Source organism: Nocardia africana NBRC 100379 (assembly GCF_001612635.1).
GTDB classification, from domain to species: Bacteria; Actinomycetota; Actinomycetes; order Mycobacteriales; family Mycobacteriaceae; genus Nocardia; species Nocardia africana.
Map to the genome: position 1 here is coordinate 264,945 of NZ_BDAV01000011.1, position 25,303 is coordinate 290,247.

The window sequence follows — 25,303 nt, forward strand, 5'->3', positions numbered from 1 at the left end:
CTCCTACCGGGCCTTGCGACAGGTGAGGGCGTAGTGCTTTGTGGTGTAGCCCCATCCGGCGTTCGCCACTTCGAGATATCGTCGCAACGTGTCCGACAGTCCTGGTTGATGGGCGTCGATGGCGTCGGACGCCGCATCCACGTTGGTGATCCAGTCCTCGATCGTGCGCCGGTAATGCTCGGTGAGGTCATCCACGGCGATGATGGAGAACCCGGCGTCCTCGGCGGCGGTCACCAGGTCCGACAGCGGGCGCAGATCGCCCCACCCGAAGATGTCCGATCGCACGAACTCGGTTCCGGCCCGTTTGTCGAATGCCCGGCGCGCGCCGGCGTTGCGGAAGCAACTCTCCGACACATACAGACTGCCGCCGCGGCGCAGCACCGCGCGGGCGCGGTGAAAGACCGCGTCCAGATCCGGCATGTGCACGATCGACCCGAGCATGGTGACCGCGTCGTGGCGGCCGGCGGGCAAGCGCATACGCTCGAAATGCCCGATCTGCGTGCGAACCCGATCACCGACGCCGCGTTCGGCCGCGAGTTCGGCGATGTATCGGTGCTGGCGCGGCGCCGGACTGATGCCGAGTGTCTCGCAGCCGTACTCCTCGGCCATGAAAATGATGAGCGAACCCCAGCCGCATCCCACATCGAGCAAGCGTTCACCGCCGTCGATCCCCAACCGGCCCGCGACGAAGCGAAGCTTGTTGCGCTGTGCGAGCTCCAACGTATCGGTGTCGGATCGATAGAGCGCGGAACTGTACTTGCGCAACGGGTCCAGGAACTGGCCGAAGATGTCGGGGTCCTGGTCGTAGTGCTGATTCGTATCTGCGGTGACGGCATCGCCTGTGTGCCCGGTGATGGTGCCGGCGGCCGTCGCGGTGACGGTATCGCGTGACATCAGACGGCCTCTCGCAGCGCCTTGTCGACCACATCCGCCAGCTCGGCCAGGGTGGAGACGGCGAAGACGTCCTCGTCCTCGAGTTCGATGTCGTAGGTGCGCTCGATCCGGGCGATGATGCGCAACACTCGCACCGAATCGACCCCGGCGGTGCCGCGCAAATCGGCGTCGGGAGCCAGTGCCGAGATGGGCAGGCCGGTTTCGGCGGCGGCGATTTCGGTGACGGCGTGCAGGATGTCGATCGTGTTCATGGCGGTCATGTGTGAACTCCGTTATGGGGCAGGGGATTTGCCGTGGTGATGGCATTCGACAGCAACGCGACCTCGTCGTCGCCGAGTCTGAGGTGATGGCGCACATCATCGAGCGCGAAGGGACGGTATGACGCCGACGAGGAGGCGCAGACGGTGCCGTCGTCGTCCAGGATCTCCGCTCCGGCGTGAATCAGATCGCCGCCGGTTCCACCGGATACCGTTGCCACACAGCGGTATTTGCGGTCGATCAGCAGCGGGGTGAAGAACCTGGTGCGCTGCGAAACGGTGAAGGACGGAACGTGCCGCGTCAGCACGATGAGGTTTCCCATCACCTCGTCGCAGATCACACCGATGAGCCCGCCGTGCACGATGCCCGGATAGGACTCGAAGGAGCGGCTCAGCCGGAACGCGGCCCGGAGCGCGTCATCGTGCAGAGTGAAGGCCAGGTTCAGTCCCGACCGATTGTGGGGAGAGCATCCGAAGCAGTGGTAGTCGGGGAGGACCGACCAGGGGACACGGACCTGGCCGGTAGCGGTGTCCATCGCGGCCTACGCGATAGCCTCGGCCAGCGCGCGCCGGACCTTGGCATTGGTGGACAAGTCGAGACCGGTCATGCCGGCGAAGGTGCGGCGCACTTTCTCGTGCAGTAGATCCAGCTCGCCGTCGGCCGCGACCTGCTCGAGAAACAGATCGAAACCGGTATCGATCGTCTCATGGTCGCCGAGTTCGGCGATGCCGGACTTGAATGTGCTGACCGGATGTTTGATCTTGGCTTCGGAGCTGTAGACGTACAAGGTCTCGAGCACCGACGGCAGTTCCTCGGGGTGTTTGCGCAGCCGTTCGGTGGTGTAGTGGATGAATTCGCGGGCATGTCCTGCCTCGTCGCGACTGGCGTTGAGCAGCAATGCCTTCAGCACCGGCTCTTGTACCCACGACGACACGGCGCGATACACATGGTTGACGGTCAGTTCGGAGATGATGTTGGTGGCCAGTGTGGCCGCCGGTGTGGTTCCGGGAGCATAGGGCTCGCGCATGGCGTCGACCGCCTGCTCCTGCACATCCTCGCCGATGGCGCGCAGCCAGGAACGAAAGGCGTAATGGTGCTGCACCTCCTGGTAGCCCCAGACCACCGCGAAGGTCGAGAGGTCGTAGTCGTCGACGAATTCGGCGAGGAAACCATGGACGGCCGCGATCACATTGGATTCTCCCATTGCGGCGCTTTTGGCGAGGACGATGTATTCGCGCTGTACAAGCCGCGTGTCGACGGTGTCGAAGGCTAGATCTTCCAGCTTCCAGTGCAGCCGCTCGTAGTGGCGGAAGACGTCGTAGCTGTGCACGGGTTCTCCAGTTCTCGAAGACGAATGCCGCGGGGCACTGTTCGGGCGTCACTGATGGTGTGGGAGCAATTCGCGGGCCAGCAGCCGCCGGAGCTTGCCGCTGCTGGTGCGGGGAATGCTGCGGGGGACTACGAGATGCACCTCTACCGAGGCCAATCCGACCTCGGCCGCGATTCGTTTGCGGATTTCGTACGACAGTTCCGCGGCGGCGGGACCCGCCAGTTCGGACTCGGCGATGAGCGAGATGACGTCGTCGCCGTCCGGGTCGACGGTGGCGACGCAGCGCCCCTTGTAGATGCCGGGCATGTCCGCGACCGCGGCCTCGACGTCTTGCGCGTAGTGGTTCACACCGCGGACGGTGATCATGTCCTTGCAGCGCCCGGTCACGAAAAGTTCCGCACCGCGCCGATACCCGAGATCGCCGGTGCGCAGCCAGCCGTCGGTGAAGCGGCCGGACACCGATGCCGGATCCGAGGAGGTGTAGCCGTCGGTCACCGAGGCGCCGCGGATCAGGATTTCCCCGACCCGGCCGTCGGGCAACTCATCGACGCCATCGATGTCCGCGACGCGGAGCGCCAGGCCGGCGACCGGTGTGCCGACCCCGGCGACCGCGCGGGCCGTCGCTGCTCGGGGCGTAACCGGCTCCGCGACACGGGCGTTCGCGAGCAATCCGCGATCCACCCACTCGAAGACCGGTTCGCGGCCCAGCGGCGGAAAGGTGACCGCGAGCGTCGCTTCGGCCATGCCGTACACGCCGAACATGGCGGTGGGCGCGAAGCCCGCGGGGCCGAACCTGTCCACGAATCGAGTGACGACGTCGTAGGAGATGGGCTCGGCGCCGTTGAACCCGATCCGCCAGCGCCGCAGATCGTAGTCCGACACCCGCTCCGGTGCGACGGCGGACAAGAGCGCCTCGTAGCCGAAGTTCGGCATTGCCGTGATGGTGGCGCCGCTGGCGGCGAACTCCGCCAGCCAGCGTGCCGGATCCTTGACGAAAGCGATCGGGGACCAGATGTGGACGGGGATACCGCGCAGAATGGCCGACAGAGTGCCGATGAGGCCCATGTCATGGAAGAGAGGTAGCCAGAAGGCGCCCTGGTCTTCGGTGCCCAGATCGATGCCGACGCGGATGGCCGCCAGGCCGCTCAGCACCTGCCGGTGAGTTAGCCGGACGCCTTTGGGGACAGCGGTACTGCCGGAGGTGAACTGCACGATGGCGAGATCATCGGGTGTCGTCGCGGGAAGCCGCGCACCCGAATCGCCGGCATCCGACAGGTGTTCGGTGTCGATGAATTCGACATCCAGCCCCTCATCGATCAGCGATATCAGGCCGGCGAAGCGGTGCGATACCACCACTTTCCGAATCCCGGCAGTCGTCAGGATGGCGGCCAGCTGGCGCTGGTAGCCATGTGCCGGGCGGGCGCCGACCGGTAGAGGCAGGGGTGTGGCGGCACCGCCGGCGGCGACGATGCCGAACAGACTCACCACGAATTCCGGGGCATTCGGGCAAAGAATGCCCACCGGTTCGCCGCGCGACACTCCACGATCGACCAGCGTCGCCGCGGCAGCGTGTGCGGCGCAATGCATTTCGATGTATTCCATCGATTCGCCGCTCGACCAGAAAGTCGCCGTTACTCGCGGATGACGGTCCGCGATATCGGCCAGCCGACCGTGCAGGGTGCCGAGCGAATTCGGAGAATTCATAATCGCTACGGAAACAGTGAATCGTGTCGAGACGTTGAACGGCTTGCTAATTCAGTGCGCCGATAACCAGCCGCGATGAACCGATCAATTCGACCGATGGCATGGCAGACTTATCGCCCGATAGTTTGTGCCGATCGCGGAGCGTCGCGAATCCAGCTGCGCGGCACTATCGTTTCGTGACTTTCCAGAATGTGACCGCAGTCCAGTCGGCGGTCATGGACAGCCTCGCACCGCATCTTCGGCGTAATCCCTACGACAGCTACGAAGTACTGCGCGCCGCCGGACCGTTCATCCCCGGGCCGCACGACACTCATCTGGTCACACGACATGCCGAAGCTCACGACATCCTGCTCGATCCGCGCTGGAGCCACGCGGAGGAACCCGAACTATTGCACGGCGACAGCGACATCGCACTGCCGGGATCGTTCCTGTGGATGGAACCGCCCGACCACACCCGGCTGCGCGGACTTGTCGGTAAGGCGTTCACCGCTCGAACTGTGCTCGGCATGGCGGAACGGACCCGAGAACTCGTCGACCGTCTGCTGACGGAGGTGCTCGAGGCCGGCGAGGTCGACCTGCTCGAGACGCTGGCCTATCCGTTGCCGCTCACGCTTATCTGCGAACTGCTCGGCGTCCCGGCCGACGCACACGAGCAGGTGCGGGCGATGTCGGCCGGCATTGCCCGCGGCCTCGACCCGGACGCGTTGATGACCGCCGCCGAGAAGAAGGCACGCACCGTGGCCGTGCACGAATTCGACGCGTTCTTCGGCGATCTGGTCGAGCAGCGCCGCCGTTCCCCGCGCGCCGACCTCATCACCGCGCTGGTGCATGCGGAGGAATCCGGCGTCCGGCTTTCCCGCACCGAGCTGATCGGCACTCTGCTGATACTGGTCGTCGCCGGACACGAGACCACGGTCAATTTGATCGCGAACGGTGTGCTCGCGCTGATCCGCAATCCGAGCGAATTCCACCGACTGCGCGAGGATCCCGGCTACGCCGGACCCGCGACGGACGAGGTACTGCGCTACGACGCGCCGGTCCATCTCACCACCCGCACCGCGCGGGCCGAAATCACTGTCGGTGAAAGGACTTTCGCCCCTGGGGACGCGGTCGTCGTTTTGCTGGGTTCGGCGAACCGGGACCCGGCCGCCTTCGCCGAACCCGAAAGATTCGATATCGGCCGGTACCTGCCCGGCCGTCGCACCGAACGGCACCTGTCATTCGGATCGGGGCTGCACTACTGCCTGGGCGCGCCACTGGCACGCCTGGAGATGCGATCGGTGTTGCACGCTATCGCTGATCGGGTCTCGCGCCTGACCCTGCTGGATGAACCGTCGTACCGGCCGAACGTGGTTGTACGCGGTATGTCCGAGATGCTCGTCCACGTGGAGGCCACATGAATACCGCTGCGCCCGAGATCGCCTTCGACCCGTTCGATCCGAGTCATCGAGCCGATCCATATCCGGCCTACCGCCGTGCACGCGACACCGCGGCGCTGCTGCCCTACGACTTCGGCGAAGTGCCGGTCACGCTCGTCACTCGATACGAAGAATGTGCCGCCGTCTTGACGAGTCCGGACTGGGGCCACGGCTATACGGCGGGAATCAGCCCGTTCCGCGACACCACTGCTGCCATCCCCGGCTCCTTCGTACGCATGGATCCGCCCGAACACGGGCGCTACCGCAAACTGGTTGCCAAAGCGTTCACCCAGCGAATGGTCTCTCAGTTGATGCCGCTCGCCGAGCAGGTTGTCGACGATCGCGTGGATGCCGCCCTACGACGGGGAAGATTCGACGTCATCGAAGACCTGGCAGTGCCGTTGGCGGTGGCGATGATCCCGGTGTGGATGCTCGGCGCCGACCCCGTCGACGCCGGCCGATTTCGGCAGTGGCAGTTGGCGATCGCCCGGGGCACCGATCCGGATTCGCTGCTGGACGACAACGCGATCACCGCCCGTGACTCGGCTGCCGCGGAATGTCTGGCCCACTTCACGGAGCTCGCAGGGCGTAAGAAACTCGCTCCCGGGCATGATCTTCTGAGCGAGCTGGTGACCGCAGGCCTCGCAGCAGAGCTGGTCACGGAGCCGGAAGCAGTCGGCATCGCACTGTTGCTGCTGGTAGCGGGGATGGAGACCTCCATCAATCTGATCGGCAACGGCACGCTGGCCCTGCTGCGCCATCCCGAACAGCTGCAGATACTGCGGGAGAACCCGGATCTGATCAGGCCGGCGCTGGATGAGATGTTGCGCTATGACGCGCCGACCCAATTCACCATCCGGGTCGCTCTGACCGACACCGTCGTCGGCGGCCGGCAGTTCCGTCGAGGCGAGGGTGTTGTCGTGCTGACCGCGTCAGCGAGCCGAGACGAGCGCGCCTTCCCCGACGCCGACACCTTCGACGTCACTCGGTACGCCGGATCGCGGCCCACGCGCAGGCACCTCGGGTTCAGTCTCGGTATCCACTACTGCTTCGGCGCACCGCTGGCACGCGTCGAAGCCACGATTGCGCTGCGCACGCTGTTGAAACGCGCTCCCGATCTGCGCCTGGACGCCGACACCATCGAATACCGGCCCAGTTTGATCCATCGCAGCGTGGCCGCTCTCCCGGTGACGGTGTGAGCACAGCCGGGCCACTCACCATCGTGGGCGGCGCCGGTATCGCGGGCTGCTCGATGCCCGGGCCCTGTCGGATGCTCGATGCCTTCGCCAGGGAATTCGGCTGCTCGCCCGAAACGGCATCCTGATTCGCACGCAGGCTCGGCCATGCGCGTCAGGTCAGTGGCGCGGCGGAGCGGCTGAACGTCGTACCCAAGTGGGAAGTGTCGTTGAAGCACCGCACGATCCACGACTCTGCGGTCACCACGACATGCGAGACCGATCCATTGTCGACCCCGTGGAAAGCGAACGGGCGAGAACCGCTGGCCTGGGACAGTACCTGGGCGATGACGCCGCCATGGGTGAAGACCGCCAGGCGCCGGCCGGGATGCTCGTGAGCGAGTCGTTCGACCGCCCGGCGAACCCGGGTGGTGAATTCTGCAGCCGGCTCGGCGCCAGGAATGACGTCCCACCGTTCCTCGGCCTGCATGCGCTGCGCTACCGGATGGCGGTCGGCAACCATCTTGCGGAACAGTCCGCCTTCCCAGTCGCCGAGATGCACCTCGCGCAAGTCGGCCGCCACGCGTGGGGGGAGTCCCAGGTGGACCGTCAGGGGCGCGGCCGTCTGCATCGTTCGCCGAAATGGAGTGACATAGATGGCGTCGATGCGCTCTGCGCCCAGCCGGGCCGCGACGGCTTCGGCCTGTCGGCGCCCTTCCGGAGCCAATTCCGGATCTCCTTGGCCCTCCAGCAACGGAAATGGCTGGTCCGCGCGAGCGGGCGCCGACTCACCGTGACGGATCAGGAGTAATTCGGTAGATCCAGCCGGCGGTTGGAAACGAGGTTGGCGGTACTCGGCCCGGGCCGTGGGTCCTGTCACGAATAGAGAATCCCAGTGACGGCTGCGCTCTGCCACCCGAGAAGTAGTGGCCGCCCGATCGGTCGTCGGCAGAAGTCGTCGATCTCCCTCGCATAATCCGGAATTCGCCGTGCGGGACTTCGGTCACACGGTGGGGAGACCGGGGGCTCTAGGAGGGTGGGGACCGAGGCGGTGAGATCGAAGCGGTTGTGAACGGAAGGCCGATCACACCGGAGCAAGCACAACGATCACGGGCGGCGTGACCGTGCGGATACGCGATCAGGAAGGCGGTGCAGCGATGGAACTGTCTGCGGTGCGCATCGAGAAGCCGGACGATCAGAACGTGATCGTCGGTCAGGCTCATTTCATCAAGACGGTCGAGGACCTTCATGAGGCGCTTGTCGGAACCGGTCCCCATCTCGAGTTCGGGCTCGCGTTCTGTGAAGCTTCCGGTCCGCGGTTGATACGCCGGTCGGGGAACGACGACGAGCTGATGGCCCTCGCAGTGAAGAACGCGCACACCATCGGTGCCGGGCATACGTTCATCGTGTTCCTGCGAGAGGGCTACCCGGTCAACGTGTTGAACGCGATCCGCGGGGTGCCGGAGGTATGCGGCATCTTCTGCGCCACCGCCAATCCGGTCGACGTCATCGTCGCGGAGACAGAACTGGGACGCGGCATCATCGGTGTGGTCGACGGCTCGCCTCCCGTGGGCGTGGAAGGTGACGCGGATATAGCCGCCCGCATGCGGTTGCTCCGCGACATCGGCTACAAGCTCTGACGCGCGTGGCCGGTTGGCGCGCTCAGCAGGGCGAAAACCGCGTCGAGCTGGTCACGGGCGCAGTCGATTTCGGTTGCCCGGCCGGCGATGTAGTGCAGCAGTGTGCGCTGGAAGATTCCGTCGATGGTGACGTAGACGGTGGCGGGCGTCAGTGCCGGCTCGGTGCCGGACAGTTCGCAGTAGCGCGAGACGACCCGCCAGATCATGTCTTCCCGGCGGGCTTCGATGTCGAGGACGTCGGCGCGGAACGAGTCGTCGAACAGGCTCTGGTTGCGCAGGTCGTACCAGAGCCGGTGTATCGCGGCGTCGGCCTGCAGGGTTCCGAAGAAGGTCGCGGCGAACTCGGTACGGAGCTGCTCGGCGCTCTCGGCCGAAGTGCAGACCTCGTCGTAACGGGTGACGCAGACCGCCTCGTACTGGCGCACGGCGTGGGCGATCAGATCGAGTTTGTCGGAAAAGTAGTAATGCAGCACGCCGTGCGAGTACTCGGAGTTCTGGGCGATCTCCCGCAAGCTGGTGCGCGCGTAACCGAGTTCGGCCAGCGTGTGCAGGGTGGCCCTGGCCAGCTCGTTGCGCCGCGCCTGGAACTTGTCTCGGGCGCGTTCTTCCACGCGGGCTTTGGGGTCGGCGACCTGCGTCACGGTGGGTCCTGTCGGCCGGATCACGTCATGTCTGTCCTGTGAGTGTAGCGGTGCCGGTGCGGCGCCCTTTTGACGAGTGTCCAAGAAAGTCTTGACGTCTGTCAAGCAAAGTCTTGACGAGTGTCAAGATTTCCGCTTACTGTGGCGTGCGACACATCCTCCGATGACTGTCGCCCACATCGCACTCGCACCTTCTCGCGTGCGACATCTCGACGAAGAGGTATCGATATGACGAGCTACAACCTGGCCGGACGTACCGCACTGGTGACCGGCGGGGCACAGGGCCTGGGGGCCGGCATGGCTCGAGCGCTCGCGGCGGCGGGCGCCTCGGTGGCGATCGGCGACATCGACGCCGAGGGCGGCCGGAACGCCGTCGAGGCTCTCCGAAAGGCCGGGGCCAAAGCCGAATTCATCGCGTTCGACGTCACCGACGATGCGGCATGGGAGGCCGCGACCACCACCACGGTGCAGGCGCTGGGTGGACTGGACATCGTCGTCAACAACGCGGGTGTCGAGGTCACGAATCTGCTGGTCGATCTCGACCCCGCCGCGACATCGACGATGCTGGAGATCAACCTGCTGGGCACCGCCCTCGGTATCAAGCACGCCTTTCGCGCGATGCGTCCCGGCGGAGTGGCCGGCAACGGGGGAGCGGTGGTCAACATCGCGTCGGTGGCCGCGACGATCGCGTTCCCCGGCATCAGCATGTACTCGGCGACCAAATCCGGCATCGACCGCCTCACCAGGGTCGCCGCGGCCGAATCCGGCAAATTCGGGTACGGCGTGCGGGTCAACTGCATCTACCCGGCGCTGACCCCGACCGCCATGGGTAACAAGCTCGCCGTCGACTGCGCCGAACTCGGCCTCTTCCCCTCACCCGAGGCCGCCGCGCAGGCAGTCGCCGAGTTGACGCCGCTCGGCCGCCTCGGCCAGGTCGACGATATGGCCGACGCCGTCGTATTCCTCGCCTCGGACGCGGCGAAATTCATCACCGGAGCGGGCCTCCCGGTCGACGGAGGCATGGGGATGTAGCCCAGATTACCCAGCGCCGCAACATCTTTCACCGGTACCCACCCCTTCAACCGGTACCCACCCCTTCAGAGGAGTTCAGTCATGCCCACCGACAAGCGCGTCGTCGTCTACGGTGCCTCCGGTTACACCGGTCGGCTCATCTGTGAGTACTTGCGCGAGTACACCATTCCGTTCCTGGCCGCCGGCCGCGACCACGGACGGGTCAAAGCCGCGGTCGAGGCCGTGCCGGGCATCGACACCGTCGACCACGAGATCGTCGAAGTCGAGCACACCACCGCCGCGCTGACCGAGGCGTTCCGAGGCGCGGAGGTCGTCCTCAACACCGTCGGCCCCTTCGCCCGCTACGGTCACGAGGTGGTGCAAGCCTGCCTGGAGATCGGCGCCCACTACACCGACACCAACGGCGAGCAGAACTGGATGATCGACGCGCAGGCCCGCTACAGCGCCGACTTCGCCTCGCGCGGACTGCTTCTCACGCCCGGCTTGGCGCAGATGTACTCGATCGGTGAGATCGCGGCGAACATCTGCCTGGAAAACCCCGGCCTCGACACCCTCGACATCCAGGTGTTCTGGAAGGGTCATCCCACCGTGGCCTCGACCAACACTATCCTCACCAACGCGGCCTTCGCCAAGGCGTACTACCTGGAGCAGAACGAGTACGTCGAATGGCCTCCCGAGGAGGGCCTCTACACGGTCAGCGTGCCGGGACAGCACGAACTCGGCCTGGCGCTGCCCTGGGGCGGCACCTCGCACCCGGTGTGGTTCAAGAACGATCCGCGCGTCGCCAACGCCCGCGCGCTGGGCGGCGTGTTCAATCGTCCACTGATGCAAGGGGTTCCGGTGCTGGTGGCCGCGGCGTTGCAGCAGATGGAGGGTAAGTCGGAGGAGGAGAAGTACCGGATCATCGACGAGCAGTCGGCGGCGATTCGCAGTGAGATGCCGCCGCGGGAGAACCCCCGGATCAACACCTCGCTGGACTCGGTGTACGCCTCCGGTCCGCTCGGGCGCGCGCACTGCGTGATTCACGGCAACTGCAACTACAAGCAGACGGCCCTGCTCAACGCGCACGCCGCCGCCGCGCTGCTGCAGGGGCCACCGCGGCGCGTCGGATTCGCTTCCAGCTGCCAGGCTTTCGGGCACCGCGAACTGCTCGGCACGCTGCGCGCGTTCGGCCTCGTGCTGGATCCGATCGTCAGCGTGCACCGCTGAGGTCCACGATGCGTCTCGCAGATTATCTCGACAAGGGCGCGTCGCTCGGTCGTGGCGCGCCCTGCCTCACGACCGGCGGCGTGACCGCCAGCTACGGCGAAGTCCAGGATCGATCCGTCCGCATCGCCGGTGCGCTGCAGCACACCGGCATCGAGGCGGGAGACCGGGTGGCGGTGTTGTCGGCCAACGACCCGCTCGCGCTCACCTGCGTATTCGGTATTTCGCGTGCGGGTGCGGTGTGGTGCCCGGTCAATCCTCGCAACGAGGCCGACGAGAACCGGCAGCTGTTCGATCTGTTCGGATGCCGGCTGCTGTTGTTCCAGGAGAAGTTCGCCGGCCTGGTCGACCGGATCCGCGGCGACCTGCCCCGCCTGGAATGGCTCGTCTGCCTCGACGGCGACCTCGACTGGGCGATGCGTTACGACGACTGGCTCGCCGAGCATGCCGCGCAACCGGACGAGACGCGCCGGCCGGAGGGTGGCCTGTGCATGCTGGCCGGCACCGGCGGCACCACCGGGCGGCCGAAGGGCGTGCGGCTCACCGAGGACAACATGATGACCTCGACCGCGCTGACGTTGATGAGCTACCCGTTCGGCGACCGGCCGCGCTACCTCGCGCTCGCGCCGCTGACGCATTCGGCGGGCGTGCTGACCTTTCCGATCCTCAGCCTCGGCGGCGAGGTCGTGATCATGCCGGCCCCCGACATCGGCGAGTTCCTCGCGTCGATCGAGCGGCATCGCATCACCCACGCCTTCCTCCCGCCGACGGTGGTCTACGGCGTTCTCGACCATCCCGACCTCGACAGCCGCGATCTCGGATCACTGCGCTGTCTCTGGTACGGCGCGGCTCCCATGTCGCCGACCCGGCTCGAAGAGGCCCTGCGCCGGATCGGACCCGTCCTCGGCCAGCTGTTCGGGCAGACCGAGGCACCGAACATGATCGCCACGCTGGCACCGGCCGACCACTTCCGCCCGGACGGGTCGGTGGCAACCGAGCGCCTGACGTCGGCGGGCCGGCCGACGCCGCTGACCACGGTCGCGATCATGGACCGGGAGGGCGCGCTGCTTCCGCGAGGAGAACGTGGTGAGATCGTCGTCCGCGGACCGCTGGTGATGGACGGCTATCACGAAAATCCCACGGCGACAGCCGAAGTCAGCGCCTTCGGGTGGCATCACACGGGTGACATCGGTTATCTCGACGACGAGGGCTTCCTGTTCGTGGTCGACCGTGCGAAGGACATGATCATCACCGGCGGGTTCAATGTCTACTCGGCAGAAGTGGAACAGGCCCTGTCGGCGCATCCGGCGGTCAAGGATTCGGCGGTGGTCGGGCTTCCCGATGCCAAATGGGGCGAACGCGTCACCGCCGCGATCGAGCTTCGCGTCGGCCACGAGGTCGCCGGCGACGACATCATCGCCTTCGTGAAGCAACGAATAGGAAGTGTGAAAGCGCCCAAAGAAGTCGAGATCTGGAACGAGCTACCCCGCTCCAAGGTGGGCAAGATCCTCAAGAACGAGGTCCGCGCGACGATGCTGGACACGCGGACGACGTGAGGCCGTTCGGCCTCGGTGCCCGAATCGGACGGCGGGTCGCGCACCGACCACAATCCTCGCGAGGTCGGGCTCCCGGGCCGACTCGCGGGCGGTGACGGAATTGACCGAATAATCGCTGGTAGAGACATCCGTCCGTGTAACATCGCCTTTTGGTTGGTCGAAGGAACGATGCCGCGGCTGGAGCTGATGGGTATCTCGCCATCCGTGTCGATGCGTAGTCGAGCTGTGTCGTGGCAGGGCGGCGGTGCATGTCGAGCTGGGCTGATCGCCGTCCGCGGTAGTTGACGAATGGATATTTCGCTGACGAGGGAAGGCTCGCATGCAAATACCGGCCGCGCGAATCGTGTTCACCGACGATGATCGAGACGAAATCGCCCGTCGGGTCACCACCGCACTGAGCACCGGCGCGCTGACGCTGGGGCCCAACACTCGAGAGTTCGAATCCGATTTCGCCGCGGCCCACCACGTGCCCTATGCGGTCGCCGTGAGCTCCGGAACCGCCGCGTTGGAGATCATCCTGCGCAGCATCGGCGTTGCCGGACGCGATGTGGTGGTGCCGGCGAATACCTTTGCCGCGACCGGTTTCTCGGTGCTGCGGGCGGGTGGTAACCCGGTGTTCGCCGACGTCGACAGGGACACCTTCGCGCTGTCGCCCGCCACGGTGGAAGCCAGGCTGAGCCCCGACACCGCGGCCGTCGTGCTCGTCCATATCGGCGGATTGATCACGCCCGAGGCACCGGCCCTGCGGAAGCTGTGCGACGAGCGAGGCATCGCGCTCGTCGAGGACGCGGCGCATGCCCACGGCTGCAGCCACGGCGGCCGGTTCGCGGGCTCCTTCGGCGTCGCGGGCGCGTTTTCGTTCTATCCGACGAAGGTGTTGACCAGCGGCGAGGGCGGAATGATCGTGACCGCCGACGAGCGTATCCGCGACGAAGCCGTGATCTACCGGGACCAGGGCAAGGCCGGCTTCCTCGGCAACGTGCACATCCGCGAGGGATATGCCTGGCGGATGAGCGAACTGCACGCTGCGACGGGCCTGGTTCACCTGCGTCACCTTCCCGAATTCCTGCGGGTGCGCCAGGCAGCGGCACGACGCTACGACGCGGCGATCGACGCCATGGACGGATTCGAGCGGCTCGCCCTCGCTCCCGAAGGACGCAGCAACTATTACAAGTACATCGTGGTGCCCACCGACGACATCGACCGGGCGCAGTTCAAGAAGGCGGTCAAGGAACGGTTCGGGGTTTCGCTGTCCGGTGAGGTGTACGAGGCGCCGCTGCACCGGCAACCGGTGTTCGAGCGCTTCGCCCGCCGCCGGCTCGAGGTCGCCGACGACATCTGCGCCCGCCACATCTGCCTGCCGCTGCACTCGGATATGACCGATGCCGAGGTCGATCATGTGCTGACGGCGCTGCGCGAGGTCCGAGACACATTGATGGGAGGCTGAACGCACATGCGGATCGGAGTGACAGGCGGTTCCGGCTTCATCGGGGCCCACGTGATTCGCCGGCTCGCCGAGTCCGGACACACGGTGTACGCCCTCGATACGGTAGCCCCGTCGAGACCGGACCCCCGTGCGCAGTTCCGCCGGCTGGACGTGCTCGACCCGGCGGCGGTCATCGACGCGTCGGCGGATCTCGAGGTGATCTTCCATCTGGCCGGCATGTCCAATGTCGATGTCGCGCAACAGGACCCGCTGCGGACGGTCCGGTTGAACGTGGACGGCACGGCCAATGTTCTGGAAGCGGCTCGTGTCCACGGCCTGCGGCGAATGGTATTCGCCAGCACGGTCTGGGTGTACGGCGCCGCCTACGACACCTCCGGCGGGGCGCAGCCACTGACGGAGGCGGCGCCGATGTCGCTCGCCAAGGCCGGCCACATCTACACCTCGACGAAGATCGCGGCGGAAATGCTGATCCACAGCTACGCCGAGACCTACGAGGTGCCGTTCACGATCCTGCGCTACGGCGTGCCCTACGGACCGGGTATGCGGGACGAACTCGTCCTCGCCCGATTCGTGCGCAAAGCCATCGCGGGTGAGCCACTGACCATCGCCGGAGACGGCAAACAGTTCCGCAACTACGTTTTCGTCGAGGACCTTGCCGAGGCGCACGCAGCGGTGCTCGCCGAGGCCGCCGAGAACCAGGTGATCGCGCTCGAAGGAAGCGAGCGCGTGAGTGTGCTCGATATGGCGGAGGCGGTCCGGGCGCGTTTTCCCGGCACCACGATCGAGCATGTGCCGGCGCGCCCCGGTGACTTCCGGGGTATCGACGTGTCGAACGCCCTGGCCCGGTCGCTGATCGGGTGGCGACCGACCACGTCGTTCCAGGACGGTGTCCGGCAATACGTCGAGTGGTATCTGGCGGAGCATCCCGAGCCGGCTGCCGCCGGCGGAAGTGGGTAGCCATGGCGACCCCCTCCGCGCTGCTGCTGTCCGGTTCGCTCGGTATGGGACACGATGTGATGGCCGAGGCGTGCGCGGTGTCGCTGCGCCGGCGCGGCTGGACGACCGACACCGTCGACAGCATGCGCATGATGGGACAGCGCCGAGGTGGGCTCGGAGAAGGGGTGTTTCGCGGCCTGCTCGCCGTGCCCGGCCTCTACGACGCCTTCCACTTCGGGCAACTGCGTCCGGGAGGCCGGCTGGCACGGTTCGTCGACGCGGCATCCTGCCGCTACCTCGTGCCCGCCCTCGACGCACGGTTGCGTGACCGGCCGGTCGAGCTGCTGCTGTCGGTGTTCGCGACGGGCGCCGCCGCGGCGAGCCGGGTCAAGGAGCGCCATCCCGGCGTGGTGAATGCCGTGTTCTGTACCGACACCTGCCCGCATCGGTTGTGGGTGCACGACAATACCGATCTCTACCTGGTCACCTCGGATCCGGCGGCCGCCTATATCCGTCGCTTCGACCCGGACGCGCGGATCGCGGTCGTACCGGTACCGGTGCGCCCGCAGTTCTATCGGGCTCCGACCCAAGCCGCGGCACGGGAGGCACTGGGCGTGCCGTCGGAGGCCAGGTGCGTGCTGCTCATCTCGGGGGCGTGGGGGATCGGGCCGCTTGTGGAGGCGGCCGATCTGATCTCGCGCGCAGGCGTTTACGTGCTTGCGGTGGCGGGACGCAACGCCGGACTGGAACGCCGGCTGCGAGCGCTCGCCGCAGGGTCGGAGCGGATCGTCCCGTTCGGTTTCACCGACGAGATACCCGTGCTGATGGCCGCCGCCGACCTGGTCGTGACCTCGTCGGGAGACACCTGCGCGGAGGCGAGGGTCATCGGACGGGACCTGCTCCTGCTCGATGTGGTGCCCGGGCACGGTAGAGAGAACCTTCATCAGGAGCTGGTGCGTGGCAGAGCGGCGGTCACCTCCGCCGAGCCGGAGATCATCCGTCGTTCCGTGTCGGCTTGTCTGCGGCGAGTCGAGCCGCCGTCCGCCGCGGTTGCCGTCGAGGCGGGCGGGTGGGAGGAGGCGTTCGGCGCGACACTGGACCGGGTCGGCCTCGGCGCCTGGACAGCATCGGCGCCGTGAATCAGTCGCTGACCCACGGATTGCCGGCGGTGATCGTGGCCGCGGCGCTGTACGGCTGCGCGCCGGTGGTGCAGGCAACGGCGGCGCGGCGGACCGCTCGCGGTGGCGGCCTGGGGTTGGTGCTGCTGGCCCGGCTCGCCGTACGGCCGCTGTGGTTGCTCGGATTGGGTTGCGAGATAGGCGGTTTCGTGGCCGAGGCATACGCGTTCTCGGTGGCGCCGGCGACCCTGGTCGCGCCGTTGCTGACCCTCGACATGGTGTTTCTGGTAGTGCTGGCCCACCGCGGACTCGATGAGCGATTGGCGGCCGCGGGACGGTGCGGGATCGCCGCGATGGTGCTGGGCACCGGCCTCATGGCATACGCGTTCAGCGGTGAATCGACACTCGGCTCGCCCGCCTCGACGGCCCAGTTGCTCCTGTTGGTGCTTGCGGGCGCGGTGGTCGCGGGAGCCGCGGCGATCGTCGGGCAGCGGGAGACCCGGCGACCATGGGCGGCGGCGCTGGCATTCGGCATCGGGGCCGGGTTCGCCTACGGCATCGCCACGGTCGCGACGCGCCAGGTCGGACTCACCTTCGACGCACACGCGCCGTGGATGATGCTCGCCACCGCGACACCCTTCGTACTCGTGGTGTGCTCGATACTCGCTCTCAGCCTGCTCCAGCGTGGTCTGCAGGTCGGCCCGGCGGTCCTGATATTCCCTGTGACGAGCTTCCTGTCCTCGTTCGTGCCCGTCGTGCTCGGGATCACCATGCTCGGTGACCAGGTCCCCGGTGGCCGCGCCGGTGCCGCCTTCGTCGTCGCGTTGCTGGCGGTATCGGTCGGTGTGGTGTGTCTCGGTCGCGACCGAGCCTCGGCAGCCGCGCACATCATCGAGCCGGAGACCGACCGGACCCCGGGGAGGCCGGGGTGACCTGGCTGGTGACAGGCGGTGGCGGATACATCGGCTCCCACGTGGTGCGAGCGCTGTGCGCGACCGGCCGGTCGGTGGTCGTACTCGACGATTTCTCCACGGGTCGTCGTGCGGCGATACCCGGCGGTGTCGCCACGGTCGCGGCGTCGATCACCGACTTCGCGGCCGTCACCGCCGTCCTGCGCGACTACGACATCACCGGAGTGGCCCACCTCGCCGGCCGGAAATCGGCGGTGGACTCGGTGGCCCATCCGCTCGAGTATTACGAGCAGAACACCGGCGGAACCCGCACCCTGCTCGCAGCGATGCGTACCACCGGTGTCGAGCATCTCGTGTTCTCCTCCAGCGCAGCGGTATACGGCTCGCAGGTCGGAAACGGGACGGTAGGCGAACAGACACCGGCGTGCCCGATAAACCCCTACGGGCGCAGCAAGCTCGCGTGTGAATGGATCGTCGCCGACGCCGCTGCGGAATTCGACACCCTGAATTCGACCGTATTGCGCTATTTCAACGTCGCGGGGGCGGGCGGCCCAGGGCTGGGTGACCGGAACGCCACCGGCTTGATACCCAATGTCCTGCAAGCGGTTTCGACCGGCCGGTCCCCGGTCGTCTTCGGTGCCGATTACCCGACGCCGGACGGATCCTGCGTTCGCGATTTCGTGCACGTGATCGACGTCGCGAACGCGCACGTCAGCGCGGCGGAGCGGCTCGAGCACGGGCAGAGGGGCAATGCGGTGTACAACGTCGGGACAGGGTGCGGGTACTCGGTGTTCGAAATCCTCGAGGCCGTGCGCGCGGTGACGGGGAAGCGGTTCCGGTATTCGGTCGGCGACCGGCGTCCGGGTGACCCGCCGCGCGTGATCGCCGACATCGCGCGAATCGGTGACGAACTCGGCTGGCACGCGCGGCTCGGCCTGGCGGACATGCTGAGCAGCGAATGGAATGCACGGGTCTTGCCGCGACGCGGGAGAAGCCACGCATGAAACGCCTCGCGTGGGCAGCGCTCGCCGGTACCGGTGCGGTGACGCTGAACGCCCTGCCGTCGGTGACCGCGATCTCCGCGGTTCGCGAGCGTCTGACTCCTCGCCTGTCCGGATACGCCGACATCGGCACGGTCGCACTGACTTTCGACGACGGCCCGGATCCGGCGTCGACGCCGGCCGTCCTGCACGCGCTGCACACCGCCGGCGTGCACGCGACGTTCTTCCTGCTCGGATCGATGCTCGCGCGGGCACCGGCGCTCGGCGCGGAGATCGCCGCGGCGGGACACGAAGTGGCGGTGCACGGCTGGAGCCACCGCTGCTTGCTGACGCGCGGGCCCGTAGCGACATACCGCGACATCGCCCGCGCGTACGACCTGATCGCCGACGTGACCGGAAGCGCGCCGCGGCACTATCGACCGCCATACGGGATAGTCTCGGCCGCGGCACTCGCCACTGCCCGGCACTTGGGCCTGACGCCTGTGCTGTGGTCGGCGTCCGGCAAGGACTGGGTGCCCACCGCGACCCCCGACACGGTGGCACGCCGAGTAGTCCGCGACCTTCGCCCCGGCGCCACGATCCTGCTGCACGACTCCGACTGCACATCCGCACCCGGCTCGTGGCGCGCGACGCTGGAGGCGATCCCGCGAATCCTGACCGAGTGCGCCGAGCGAGATCTGCTCGTCGGCTCTTTGGCCGAGCGGACGATGCACCAGCGGCGTCAGGCCGACAGCCGCGCGCGGAACTGATCACCACCCGGACGCCCCCGGTGTCGGAGGTGGAATTCATCCTCCCGCGGGTGTGGCCCGGGCATCACCGGGTACTGCGCCGATCGAGAGTCGTTGCGTTACATCGGTTATCAGGAGGAATGCATGTCGGACCACACCCCGATCACCCCGGCCCCTGTCCAGCCCGCCACACCCGATACCGGCATCCATACCTCTGCGGCGCCGACCGCCGCCGACCATTCCCGCGTGCATCGGCTGGAAGGTCCCGCCGCCGCGGTCGGCGCGGTGGCCGCGGCGATCCTGCTGGCCACGGCCGGCGCGCTCCAGATACTGCAGGGGATCTCCGCTGTCGAAGCCGATGACATCATCGTCGTCGGCCCGCAATACACCTATCAGTGGAACACCACCGGTTGGGGCGTGGTCCATATCATCATCGGCGCCTTGCTCGTCGCCGTGGCCGCCGCGCTGTTCACCGGCCGCACCTGGGCGCGAGCCACTGCCATCACGCTGGCCGCACTCTCGATCGTCGCCAATTTCCTGTGGCTCCCCTACAACCCGTGGTGGTCGATCCTGATCATCGCCCTCACGCCTTCCTCATCTGGGCTGTGGCCACCTGGCACCACCACCCCGGCCACGCGTAATCGCGGGCCGTATTTCGGGGAGCACCTTCCGAACTGGGAAAACGAGCCCGTTGAGGTCCGGCCGCCCACACTGGGCGGCCGGATCGCGCTCTGCGGCAATCCACTGGGCTGGTCTCGCCGACATCACCTTTCGATCAGCGAGCGGCCGCGTGTCGTGTGCCGAGTCACGGTGGCGGACTTACCGAGCGCGGTGCCGCGCCCGGTTGTTTCGGTTCCCTGATCACGACCAGGCTGATCACCAGCGCCGCGGCGGCGAAGACGACCGCCGCGATGACCGCGGTGGACAACCCGTGCGCCAGCGCCTCGTGGACCCCGGCGCCGGAACGTTCGCGGTCGGAGCGGGCGGATTGATAAGTGGTGGTCAGGATGCCGACACCGAGGGACAGGCCGATCTGCTGGGTGGCTTGCAGCAGTCCGGATGCCGCACCCATATCCCGCGGCTCGAGGCCACCGAGCACGGTCATATTCAGGGTGACGAACGCCAGGCTCAGGCCGGCGCCCAGCAGGATGAACGGCGCGAGAACGCCGGTGAGGTAATTGCTCGTGCCGGTGGTGGTGGTCAGCCAAACAGCTTCTGCGAGCATCAATATCACACCGGTGAGCAGAATCTGTTTGCGTCCGAACCGGGCGATGAGTTTCGGCGCCCACTTCGCCACCGCGAACTGCACGACGGCCATGGGCAGGAAGGCGAGTCCGGCGACCAGCGGGCTGAAGCCGAGCGCGTCCTGGATGTAGAGCGACAACAGGATGTAGGTGCCGGCCATGGTGGCCATCAGCAGGACGAAGGTCAGATAGGCCCCGGCCCGGACCCGGTTGCCCAGCAGGCGCAACGGCATGATCGGCTGTTCGGCGTGGCGTTCGATGAAGACGAATGCCGCCACCAGCACCACGCCGGCGACGAACGGCAGGACGGTCCCGGGCGCGGTCCACCCGTGGGTCACATTGGTCAGCGCGTAGACGATGCCGACCATGCCCAGGGTGGACACGATCGCACCGAGCAGATCGAAAGTGCCGCGGTGGCGTTCGGTTTCATCGAGGTAGCGCCGGGCCAGAAGGATGGTCGCGATGCCGATCGGCACATTGATGAAGAACACCAGGCGCCAGCTGAAGGTGGTGAGCACACCGCCGACGATCAGGCCGAGCGTGATCCCGAGCCCGGTGACCATCGAGAAGACGCCCAGCGCCCGAGTGCGCTGCGGGCCCTCGGCGAACGTGGCCGCGATCATCGACAGCGCCGCCGGTCCGGCGAAGGCGAATCCGACGCCCTGCAGCGCTCGCGCGGCGATCAGCAGGCCGCCGTTGGGAGCGATGCCGCCCAGAATCGAGGCCACGACCAGCAGCCCCAGGCCCCAGGAGAACATCCGGCGCCGGCCGAGGATGTCGCTGGCCCGGCCGCCCAGCAACAGCAGGCCGCCGTAGGCCAGCGAGTAGGCGCTGAAGACCCAGGCCAGCGATTGCGCCGACATCCGGAGCCCGGATTGGATCTCGGGCAGCGCGATATTGACGACATTGCTGTCCACCGCGACCATGAGCTGGCACGTCACGATGACACCGAGCGCGATCGACAATCTGCGATTACGGGTGATGGTGGCGGGATCCGTCGGCGCGTCCGCGCCGGGAATTCGGGTGTCGGGCTGGATATCTCGGCTGGTCATCGACAGTCCGTTCGAAGGATTCGGAGGAAGGTAGCGAGAGCTACCGCGCGGCGCTGCACATCGCTCTACGCTTGTAGACTCGAATCAGCATAGGTCTCCAGGCCAATTTCGTCTACATGTGTTGAGTGAGGTTGCGATGCCGGTTCACGAATTCGAGGCGGCTCCCGCCAGTCGTGCGCAGCGCCGTCGCCAGACCAGGCAGCTGATTCTGGAGGCGGCGCGGGACCTGTTCGCCGAGCGCGGCTACATCGAGACCACCATCCGGGCCATCGCGCAGCGCGCCGATGTCGACCCGGCGCTGGTGATGCAGCATTTCGGTACCAAGAGCGCGCTTTTCGACGAGGTCGCCGGCATTCCGGTCACGCTCGACGACGCGCTCGAGGGTCCGCCCGAGGAACTGGGTGAGCGATTGCTCCGGCATGCCCTCGCCGATGTGGACCGCAAGGAGGACCGGACCATGCCGGTGCTGCGGTCGATGCTCACCCATCCCGAGGCGGCGCACGCGGTGCGCTGCGCGATCATGAATCCCGAGACCAGTCCGTGGACGCGGGTGCTGGTCGGCCCGGACGCCGAGCGGCGGTCGGTACTGATCGGCACTCTGGTACTCGGCGTGCTGATCGCCCGCTACATGGTGCACCTGCCCGGCGTGGCCGATGCGCCGGCCGAACGCCTGGTCGAACTGCTGGGCCCGTGCCTGCGCCCGCTGGTCGTCGGCGACGCCGAAACCTCGGTTGCGGGACCAGGTTCGGTTCTGGACGAGCTGGCCGAAGCGGAGGCGGCGCGCCGGGCCGCGGCGGAGCGGGTCGACGAATGCGCGTTCGCGGCGTTGGCGGCCGGTGCCTCCTACGGGGAGGTCGGCCGCCTGGTGGGCATCACCCGGCAAGCGGCGCGGAAGCGGTGGCCGCAGCGTGGAGCTGCCGAGTAGGCGCGGATTGCGGGTGTGACAACCAGTGTTGTCGTTCGGGACAACCCAGAGCTTTTGCCGATCCGGTTGCTTCGATGACAACCTGTGTTGTCGCTTCGGTCGTGGCAACCCGAGTTCTACTGTTCTCCTCCGGGCGCGAGGATTCGCAGCCGCGGGAGTTCGACGAGGTCGCCATCGATGGGCAACGGCGGATGATGATCTATCAGGACCCGCCCCGGCACAGGTCCCTACGTCTCACTCGGCGTGAGTTGTGGCGACCATAGCGCGTGGTGATAGTGGTGCCGTAACGACGGCGGTGGCGTTGCGGGTGCGGATGCCGGCGCCGATTCCTGGTCTTCGAAGTAGAGATCGCGGCCCAGTGCGTCGACCAGCCGGGGGATGTGGTGCGCCAGGCTCTGAGTGTCGCCGATGGGGTATCCGAAGCTGAGATGTGCTGCTGCGGAGAAGATGTGGATCCGGCCGATCCATGGTGCGCGGCCGGGTGCTTTCTCGGCGAGTTGGAACCCGTCGCCCAGATAGGGCGTTCGTGCCAGGGCGGGGTCGGTGAGATCGGGATCGGGGCGGTACCGGTCGCCCCACAGCGCGATGTCCGACGCGATGCCCCGCAGTTCGGCGCGGGTGTGTGGATCGTACTGGTATCCCGTGCCGGCGATCACGAAGTCGAAAGTGTGCCTGCCGTCGGCCGCGTCGACGATCACCTGGTCGCCGGCCGGGGTTGCGGCCGACCACGGCGCGTCCAGGTGGATGCGGAAACCGGCGAAAGCGGTGGCGCGCGTGACCGATTCGAGCGGCACGCTGCGACCCGCCCGGGCGGCGAGGACTCGCTGCCGCCAGCGGGCCTCGTCACCGCGCCGGTGATAGTTGTTGCGGGCGCCGAGGTTGGCGGACGGGCCGCCGCCCGCCCCCTGCACGATGAGGTCGGACCGCCGGGTGAACAGGTGCACCTCGGCGGCACCCGCCTCGAGCGCGGTCGCCGCGGCGTCGAAGGCCGAGGCCGCGGCGCCGAGCACACCGATCGTTTTCCCGGCCAGCCGGGTGACATCGATGGGGTGGCCGGTGTGGGCGAGCAGGTTCGCCGGCAGTCCGGCGAGTTCGGGGGGCAGGTAGGGTCCACCCGTTCCCTCGACGCCGTTGGCCAGCACCAGCTTTCGGGTGGTCTCCCGGATCGTCGTTTCGGTGCCGTCGGGCCGGCGCACGGTGAGGGTGAGGACGAGCCCGTCCGGTCCGGGTGCGATGTCGGTCAAACGGGTGTGGTGGCGTACCGGGACGCCGAAGTGGGTTTCGATCCACTCGAGATAGCGTGCCCAGGTCAACCGGGGAATGCGCGGCAGGCTCTCGTAGGCCTCCTCCCCGTATACCGATTCGTACCAGGCCTGGAAACTCAGTTCAGGGAAGCCGAATTCGGGCTCGGGCCACCGCTTCGGAGTGCGCAGAGCGACCATGCGCGCGGTGGTGGTCCACACTCCCGTCGCGCCCGCCGCGGCGGCGTCGATCACCGATACGCGGGCGATACCCGCACGGCGCAGCGCGAATCCGATGCCCAGACCGGCTTGGCCTCCGCCCACCACCACGACATCGTGGTCTGCCGCCGAGGGCTGCACCCAGTTCGCCGGATCAGGACCGAAACGGCGCAGCACGCGCCTCGCGTGGAGATCGGCGGATGTATTGGATTCGGCCACAGGACAACCCATTTCACTCGGCCCGGCGGAACGATCGGGCGACTCGCACCGCCGCGCGATGGCGGCCGCCGGCGCACCAGGATGGTCACGTGACGCCCGGTGCGCCACGCGGCGACGGACCACCGCCCACCGCGTTCGACAATGTAGAGCCGGCAAGCAGCACGCACACCAGTTTCTGTCCCGGCAAATTTAATTCCTGCTCCGCCGTGGCCGGACGATTATGGGAATAGCGTTGCCGACGCCGTCGGTGAAGGCCGGCTGGAATGACCGTGTAGATAATCTTGCCGATACCAAACGGGTGCGGATCGAAACGACCGGCATAGTCTGGGACGGACGTCCGAACCTCGAGCCTCCAAGTGGTCGGTGCGATGACAATCGAAGCGGCAGTGGGTGTTTCACCAACGGATGCTCCGGCGGCCGTTACGGTGCCACGGGAATCCTGCGGGCGCTCCCGACATGTCCGTCCGGTGTTTTCCGGGCCGTGGAAATTGCCGATGACCGCGACGAAGAAAGGTCATGTGCCATGACCCGTCACACTATTGTCGGCGCCGCCCTGGACGGGGCACAGGTGGCAGCCGTCTTCGATCGAGCAGGCGCCGGGCCGAAGAAATTCGGCGCGCTGCTGGACGATTCGGGAATCGATTTCGTCGTGTTGCGGCCGGACTCCGCGACCGTGCGATTCGATCCCTCGGTCGCCGCCGCGGTTTTGGCTCGCCATACGCGGTCGGTGGGACTGGTGGTGGCCGCTGCCCCGCTGCGCGACCATCCCTACAACCTGGCCCGGCGGCTGGGCTCGATCGACCACGCCAGCGGTGGCCGGGTCGGCTGGCTGGTGCTGCTCGGCGATCCGGCGGCCGCCGACGGGCGCAGTGTGTGGACCTCGGCGCCGCGTGGCGATGTCCCGGCCGACGCCGTGCGGGCAGTCCGTGAACTGTGGGAGAGCTGGCCGGCGGATGCCGTCGTGGACGACCGCGAACGCGGTGTCTTCGCCGAGTCCGCGCGCATTCGATATGTGGATCACGCAGGCGCGCACAGTATTACCGGACCGTTGAACATTCCGGAACCACCACAGGTCAAACCGCCCGTCTTCGCCGAATCCCCGGTCCCCGGCGAATACCGCGACCTCGCCGGGCTCGCCGACGTCGTGTTCGCCCCGGCGGGCACGGCGGTGCGCGGCCCGGTGTTGCGATGGGCCGCCGCCGAGGCCCCAGTATCGCCGGCCGCCGAGGCCGCCGGCGTCGTGATCGCCGGGGAGGGGACACCCGCAGCCATCGTGGCCGCAGCCGCCCGGCATGTCACGGCGAGCGCCGTGCCACCGGCCGGCACCACACTGCGTGCGCGCCTGGGTCTTCCGGCGCCCGATCCGGTGCTCCCGAGTAACGCGCGCAGCGCCTTTCCCGCCGCTTGA

24 protein-coding genes are annotated in these 25,303 nt (G+C 67.2%); 15 read left to right on the forward strand and 9 right to left on the reverse strand.

What is annotated here, in order from left to right; all coding sequences use genetic code 11:
• Nucleotides 1-3: 3 nt before the first annotated feature.
• The 5 genes from NA3_RS20295 to NA3_RS20315 are packed head-to-tail and all read right to left on the reverse strand — an operon-like array spanning nt 4 to nt 4,186.
• Nucleotides 4-894, reverse strand: coding sequence for an SAM-dependent methyltransferase (locus tag NA3_RS20295; RefSeq protein ID WP_062965175.1), 891 nt, complete (start codon nt 892-894; stop codon nt 4-6).
• Nucleotides 894-1,154, reverse strand: a complete 261-nt coding sequence (locus NA3_RS20300; RefSeq protein ID WP_218021859.1) for an acyl carrier protein — start codon at nt 1,152-1,154, stop codon at nt 894-896. Before NA3_RS20300 ends, NA3_RS20295 begins: the two co-directional genes overlap by 1 nt.
• Nucleotides 1,151-1,687 (reverse strand): PaaI family thioesterase, encoded by a 537-nt coding sequence (locus tag NA3_RS20305; protein ID WP_062965176.1) that lies wholly within the window; start codon nt 1,685-1,687, stop codon nt 1,151-1,153. The genes NA3_RS20300 and NA3_RS20305 overlap by 4 nt, the downstream gene beginning before the upstream one ends.
• A 6-nt stretch (nt 1,688-1,693) precedes the next feature.
• Nucleotides 1,694-2,482 carry a ferritin-like domain-containing protein gene (locus tag NA3_RS20310; RefSeq protein WP_062965177.1) on the reverse strand — a complete coding sequence of 263 codons (789 nt, stop codon included), beginning with the start codon at nt 2,480-2,482 and terminating at the stop codon, nt 1,694-1,696.
• A 48-nt stretch (nt 2,483-2,530) separates the two neighbouring features.
• On the reverse strand, nt 2,531-4,186 hold the full coding sequence (locus tag NA3_RS20315) for an AMP-binding protein (protein ID WP_062965178.1): 1,656 nt from the start codon (nt 4,184-4,186) through the stop codon (nt 2,531-2,533).
• Nucleotides 4,187-4,362: 176 nt separating this feature from the next.
• Between NA3_RS20315 and NA3_RS20320 the strand changes: the two genes are divergently transcribed.
• Both NA3_RS20320 and NA3_RS20325 read left to right on the forward strand, forming a co-directional pair.
• Nucleotides 4,363-5,586 (forward strand): cytochrome P450, encoded by a 1,224-nt coding sequence (locus NA3_RS20320; RefSeq protein ID WP_227995227.1) that lies wholly within the window; start codon nt 4,363-4,365, stop codon nt 5,584-5,586.
• Nucleotides 5,583-6,803 (forward strand): cytochrome P450, encoded by a 1,221-nt coding sequence (locus NA3_RS20325; protein ID WP_062965179.1) that lies wholly within the window; start codon nt 5,583-5,585, stop codon nt 6,801-6,803. Before NA3_RS20320 ends, NA3_RS20325 begins: the two co-directional genes overlap by 4 nt.
• A 151-nt stretch (nt 6,804-6,954) precedes the next feature.
• On the opposite strand, the gene NA3_RS39150 is transcribed toward NA3_RS20325, so the two are convergent.
• Nucleotides 6,955-7,695, reverse strand: coding sequence for a histidine phosphatase family protein (locus tag NA3_RS39150; protein WP_218021860.1), 741 nt, complete (start codon nt 7,693-7,695; stop codon nt 6,955-6,957).
• A gap of 241 nt (nt 7,696-7,936) precedes the next feature.
• On the opposite strand from NA3_RS39150, the gene NA3_RS20335 reads away from it, so the two are divergent.
• Entirely contained in the window at nt 7,937-8,419 is a 483-nt protein-coding gene (locus tag NA3_RS20335; RefSeq protein WP_062965396.1) for an adenosine-specific kinase, read from the forward strand.
• Here NA3_RS20335 and NA3_RS20340 read toward each other — a convergent pair.
• Nucleotides 8,407-9,060, reverse strand: coding sequence for a TetR/AcrR family transcriptional regulator (locus tag NA3_RS20340; protein WP_062965180.1), 654 nt, complete (start codon nt 9,058-9,060; stop codon nt 8,407-8,409). The genes NA3_RS20335 and NA3_RS20340 overlap by 13 nt on opposite strands.
• 228 nt (nt 9,061-9,288) lie before the next feature.
• Between NA3_RS20340 and NA3_RS20345 the strand changes: the two genes are divergently transcribed.
• The 10 genes from NA3_RS20345 (at nt 9,289) to NA3_RS20390 (ending at nt 19,856) form a co-directional block, all read left to right on the forward strand.
• Nucleotides 9,289-10,092: an SDR family NAD(P)-dependent oxidoreductase gene (locus NA3_RS20345; protein ID WP_062965181.1), complete on the forward strand. Its 804-nt coding sequence runs from the start codon at nt 9,289-9,291 to the stop codon at nt 10,090-10,092.
• Nucleotides 10,093-10,173: 81 nt separating this feature from the next.
• A complete protein-coding gene (locus NA3_RS20350) occupies nt 10,174-11,301 on the forward strand; it encodes a DUF5938 domain-containing protein (RefSeq protein WP_062965182.1) in 1,128 nt (375 codons plus the stop codon).
• An 8-nt stretch (nt 11,302-11,309) separates the two neighbouring features.
• A complete protein-coding gene (locus tag NA3_RS20355; RefSeq protein ID WP_062965183.1) occupies nt 11,310-12,854 on the forward strand; it encodes an AMP-binding protein in 1,545 nt (514 codons plus the stop codon).
• A 319-nt stretch (nt 12,855-13,173) separates the two neighbouring features.
• Nucleotides 13,174-14,301 (forward strand): DegT/DnrJ/EryC1/StrS family aminotransferase, encoded by a 1,128-nt coding sequence (locus NA3_RS20360; RefSeq protein WP_062965184.1) that lies wholly within the window; start codon nt 13,174-13,176, stop codon nt 14,299-14,301.
• Between the two features lie 18 nt (nt 14,302-14,319).
• Nucleotides 14,320-15,258 carry an NAD-dependent epimerase/dehydratase family protein gene (locus NA3_RS20365; RefSeq protein ID WP_218021861.1) on the forward strand — a complete coding sequence of 313 codons (939 nt, stop codon included), beginning with the start codon at nt 14,320-14,322 and terminating at the stop codon, nt 15,256-15,258.
• 2 nt (nt 15,259-15,260) lie between these two features.
• Complete coding sequence (locus NA3_RS20370) at nt 15,261-16,376, forward strand: glycosyltransferase family protein (RefSeq protein ID WP_062965186.1); 1,116 nt, start codon at nt 15,261-15,263, stop codon at nt 16,374-16,376.
• Nucleotides 16,373-17,287 (forward strand): DMT family transporter, encoded by a 915-nt coding sequence (locus tag NA3_RS20375; RefSeq protein WP_062965187.1) that lies wholly within the window; start codon nt 16,373-16,375, stop codon nt 17,285-17,287. The genes NA3_RS20370 and NA3_RS20375 overlap by 4 nt, the downstream gene beginning before the upstream one ends.
• Nucleotides 17,284-18,270, forward strand: coding sequence for a UDP-glucose 4-epimerase GalE (gene galE / locus NA3_RS20380; RefSeq protein ID WP_062965188.1), 987 nt, complete (start codon nt 17,284-17,286; stop codon nt 18,268-18,270). The genes NA3_RS20375 and galE overlap by 4 nt, the downstream gene beginning before the upstream one ends.
• Nucleotides 18,267-19,016, forward strand: coding sequence for a polysaccharide deacetylase family protein (locus NA3_RS20385; protein ID WP_062965189.1), 750 nt, complete (start codon nt 18,267-18,269; stop codon nt 19,014-19,016). The genes galE and NA3_RS20385 overlap by 4 nt, the downstream gene beginning before the upstream one ends.
• 123 nt (nt 19,017-19,139) lie before the next feature.
• Nucleotides 19,140-19,856: a DUF7144 family membrane protein gene (locus tag NA3_RS20390; protein WP_308189523.1), complete on the forward strand. Its 717-nt coding sequence runs from the start codon at nt 19,140-19,142 to the stop codon at nt 19,854-19,856.
• Here the strand turns inward: NA3_RS20390 and NA3_RS20395 are convergent.
• On the reverse strand, nt 19,801-21,291 hold the full coding sequence (locus tag NA3_RS20395) for an MFS transporter (RefSeq protein WP_062965190.1): 1,491 nt from the start codon (nt 21,289-21,291) through the stop codon (nt 19,801-19,803). The two genes, NA3_RS20390 and NA3_RS20395, sit on opposite strands and share 56 nt — an antisense overlap.
• Nucleotides 21,292-21,427: 136 nt before the next feature.
• On the opposite strand from NA3_RS20395, the gene NA3_RS20400 reads away from it, so the two are divergent.
• Complete coding sequence (locus tag NA3_RS20400) at nt 21,428-22,216, forward strand: TetR/AcrR family transcriptional regulator (RefSeq protein ID WP_062965191.1); 789 nt, start codon at nt 21,428-21,430, stop codon at nt 22,214-22,216.
• 227 nt (nt 22,217-22,443) lie between these two features.
• On the opposite strand, the gene NA3_RS20405 is transcribed toward NA3_RS20400, so the two are convergent.
• On the reverse strand, nt 22,444-23,895 hold the full coding sequence (locus NA3_RS20405; RefSeq protein ID WP_062965192.1) for an NAD(P)-binding domain-containing protein: 1,452 nt from the start codon (nt 23,893-23,895) through the stop codon (nt 22,444-22,446).
• A 523-nt stretch (nt 23,896-24,418) separates the two neighbouring features.
• Here NA3_RS20405 and NA3_RS20410 point away from each other — a divergent pair.
• Entirely contained in the window at nt 24,419-25,303 is an 885-nt protein-coding gene (locus NA3_RS20410) for an LLM class flavin-dependent oxidoreductase (RefSeq protein ID WP_062965193.1), read from the forward strand.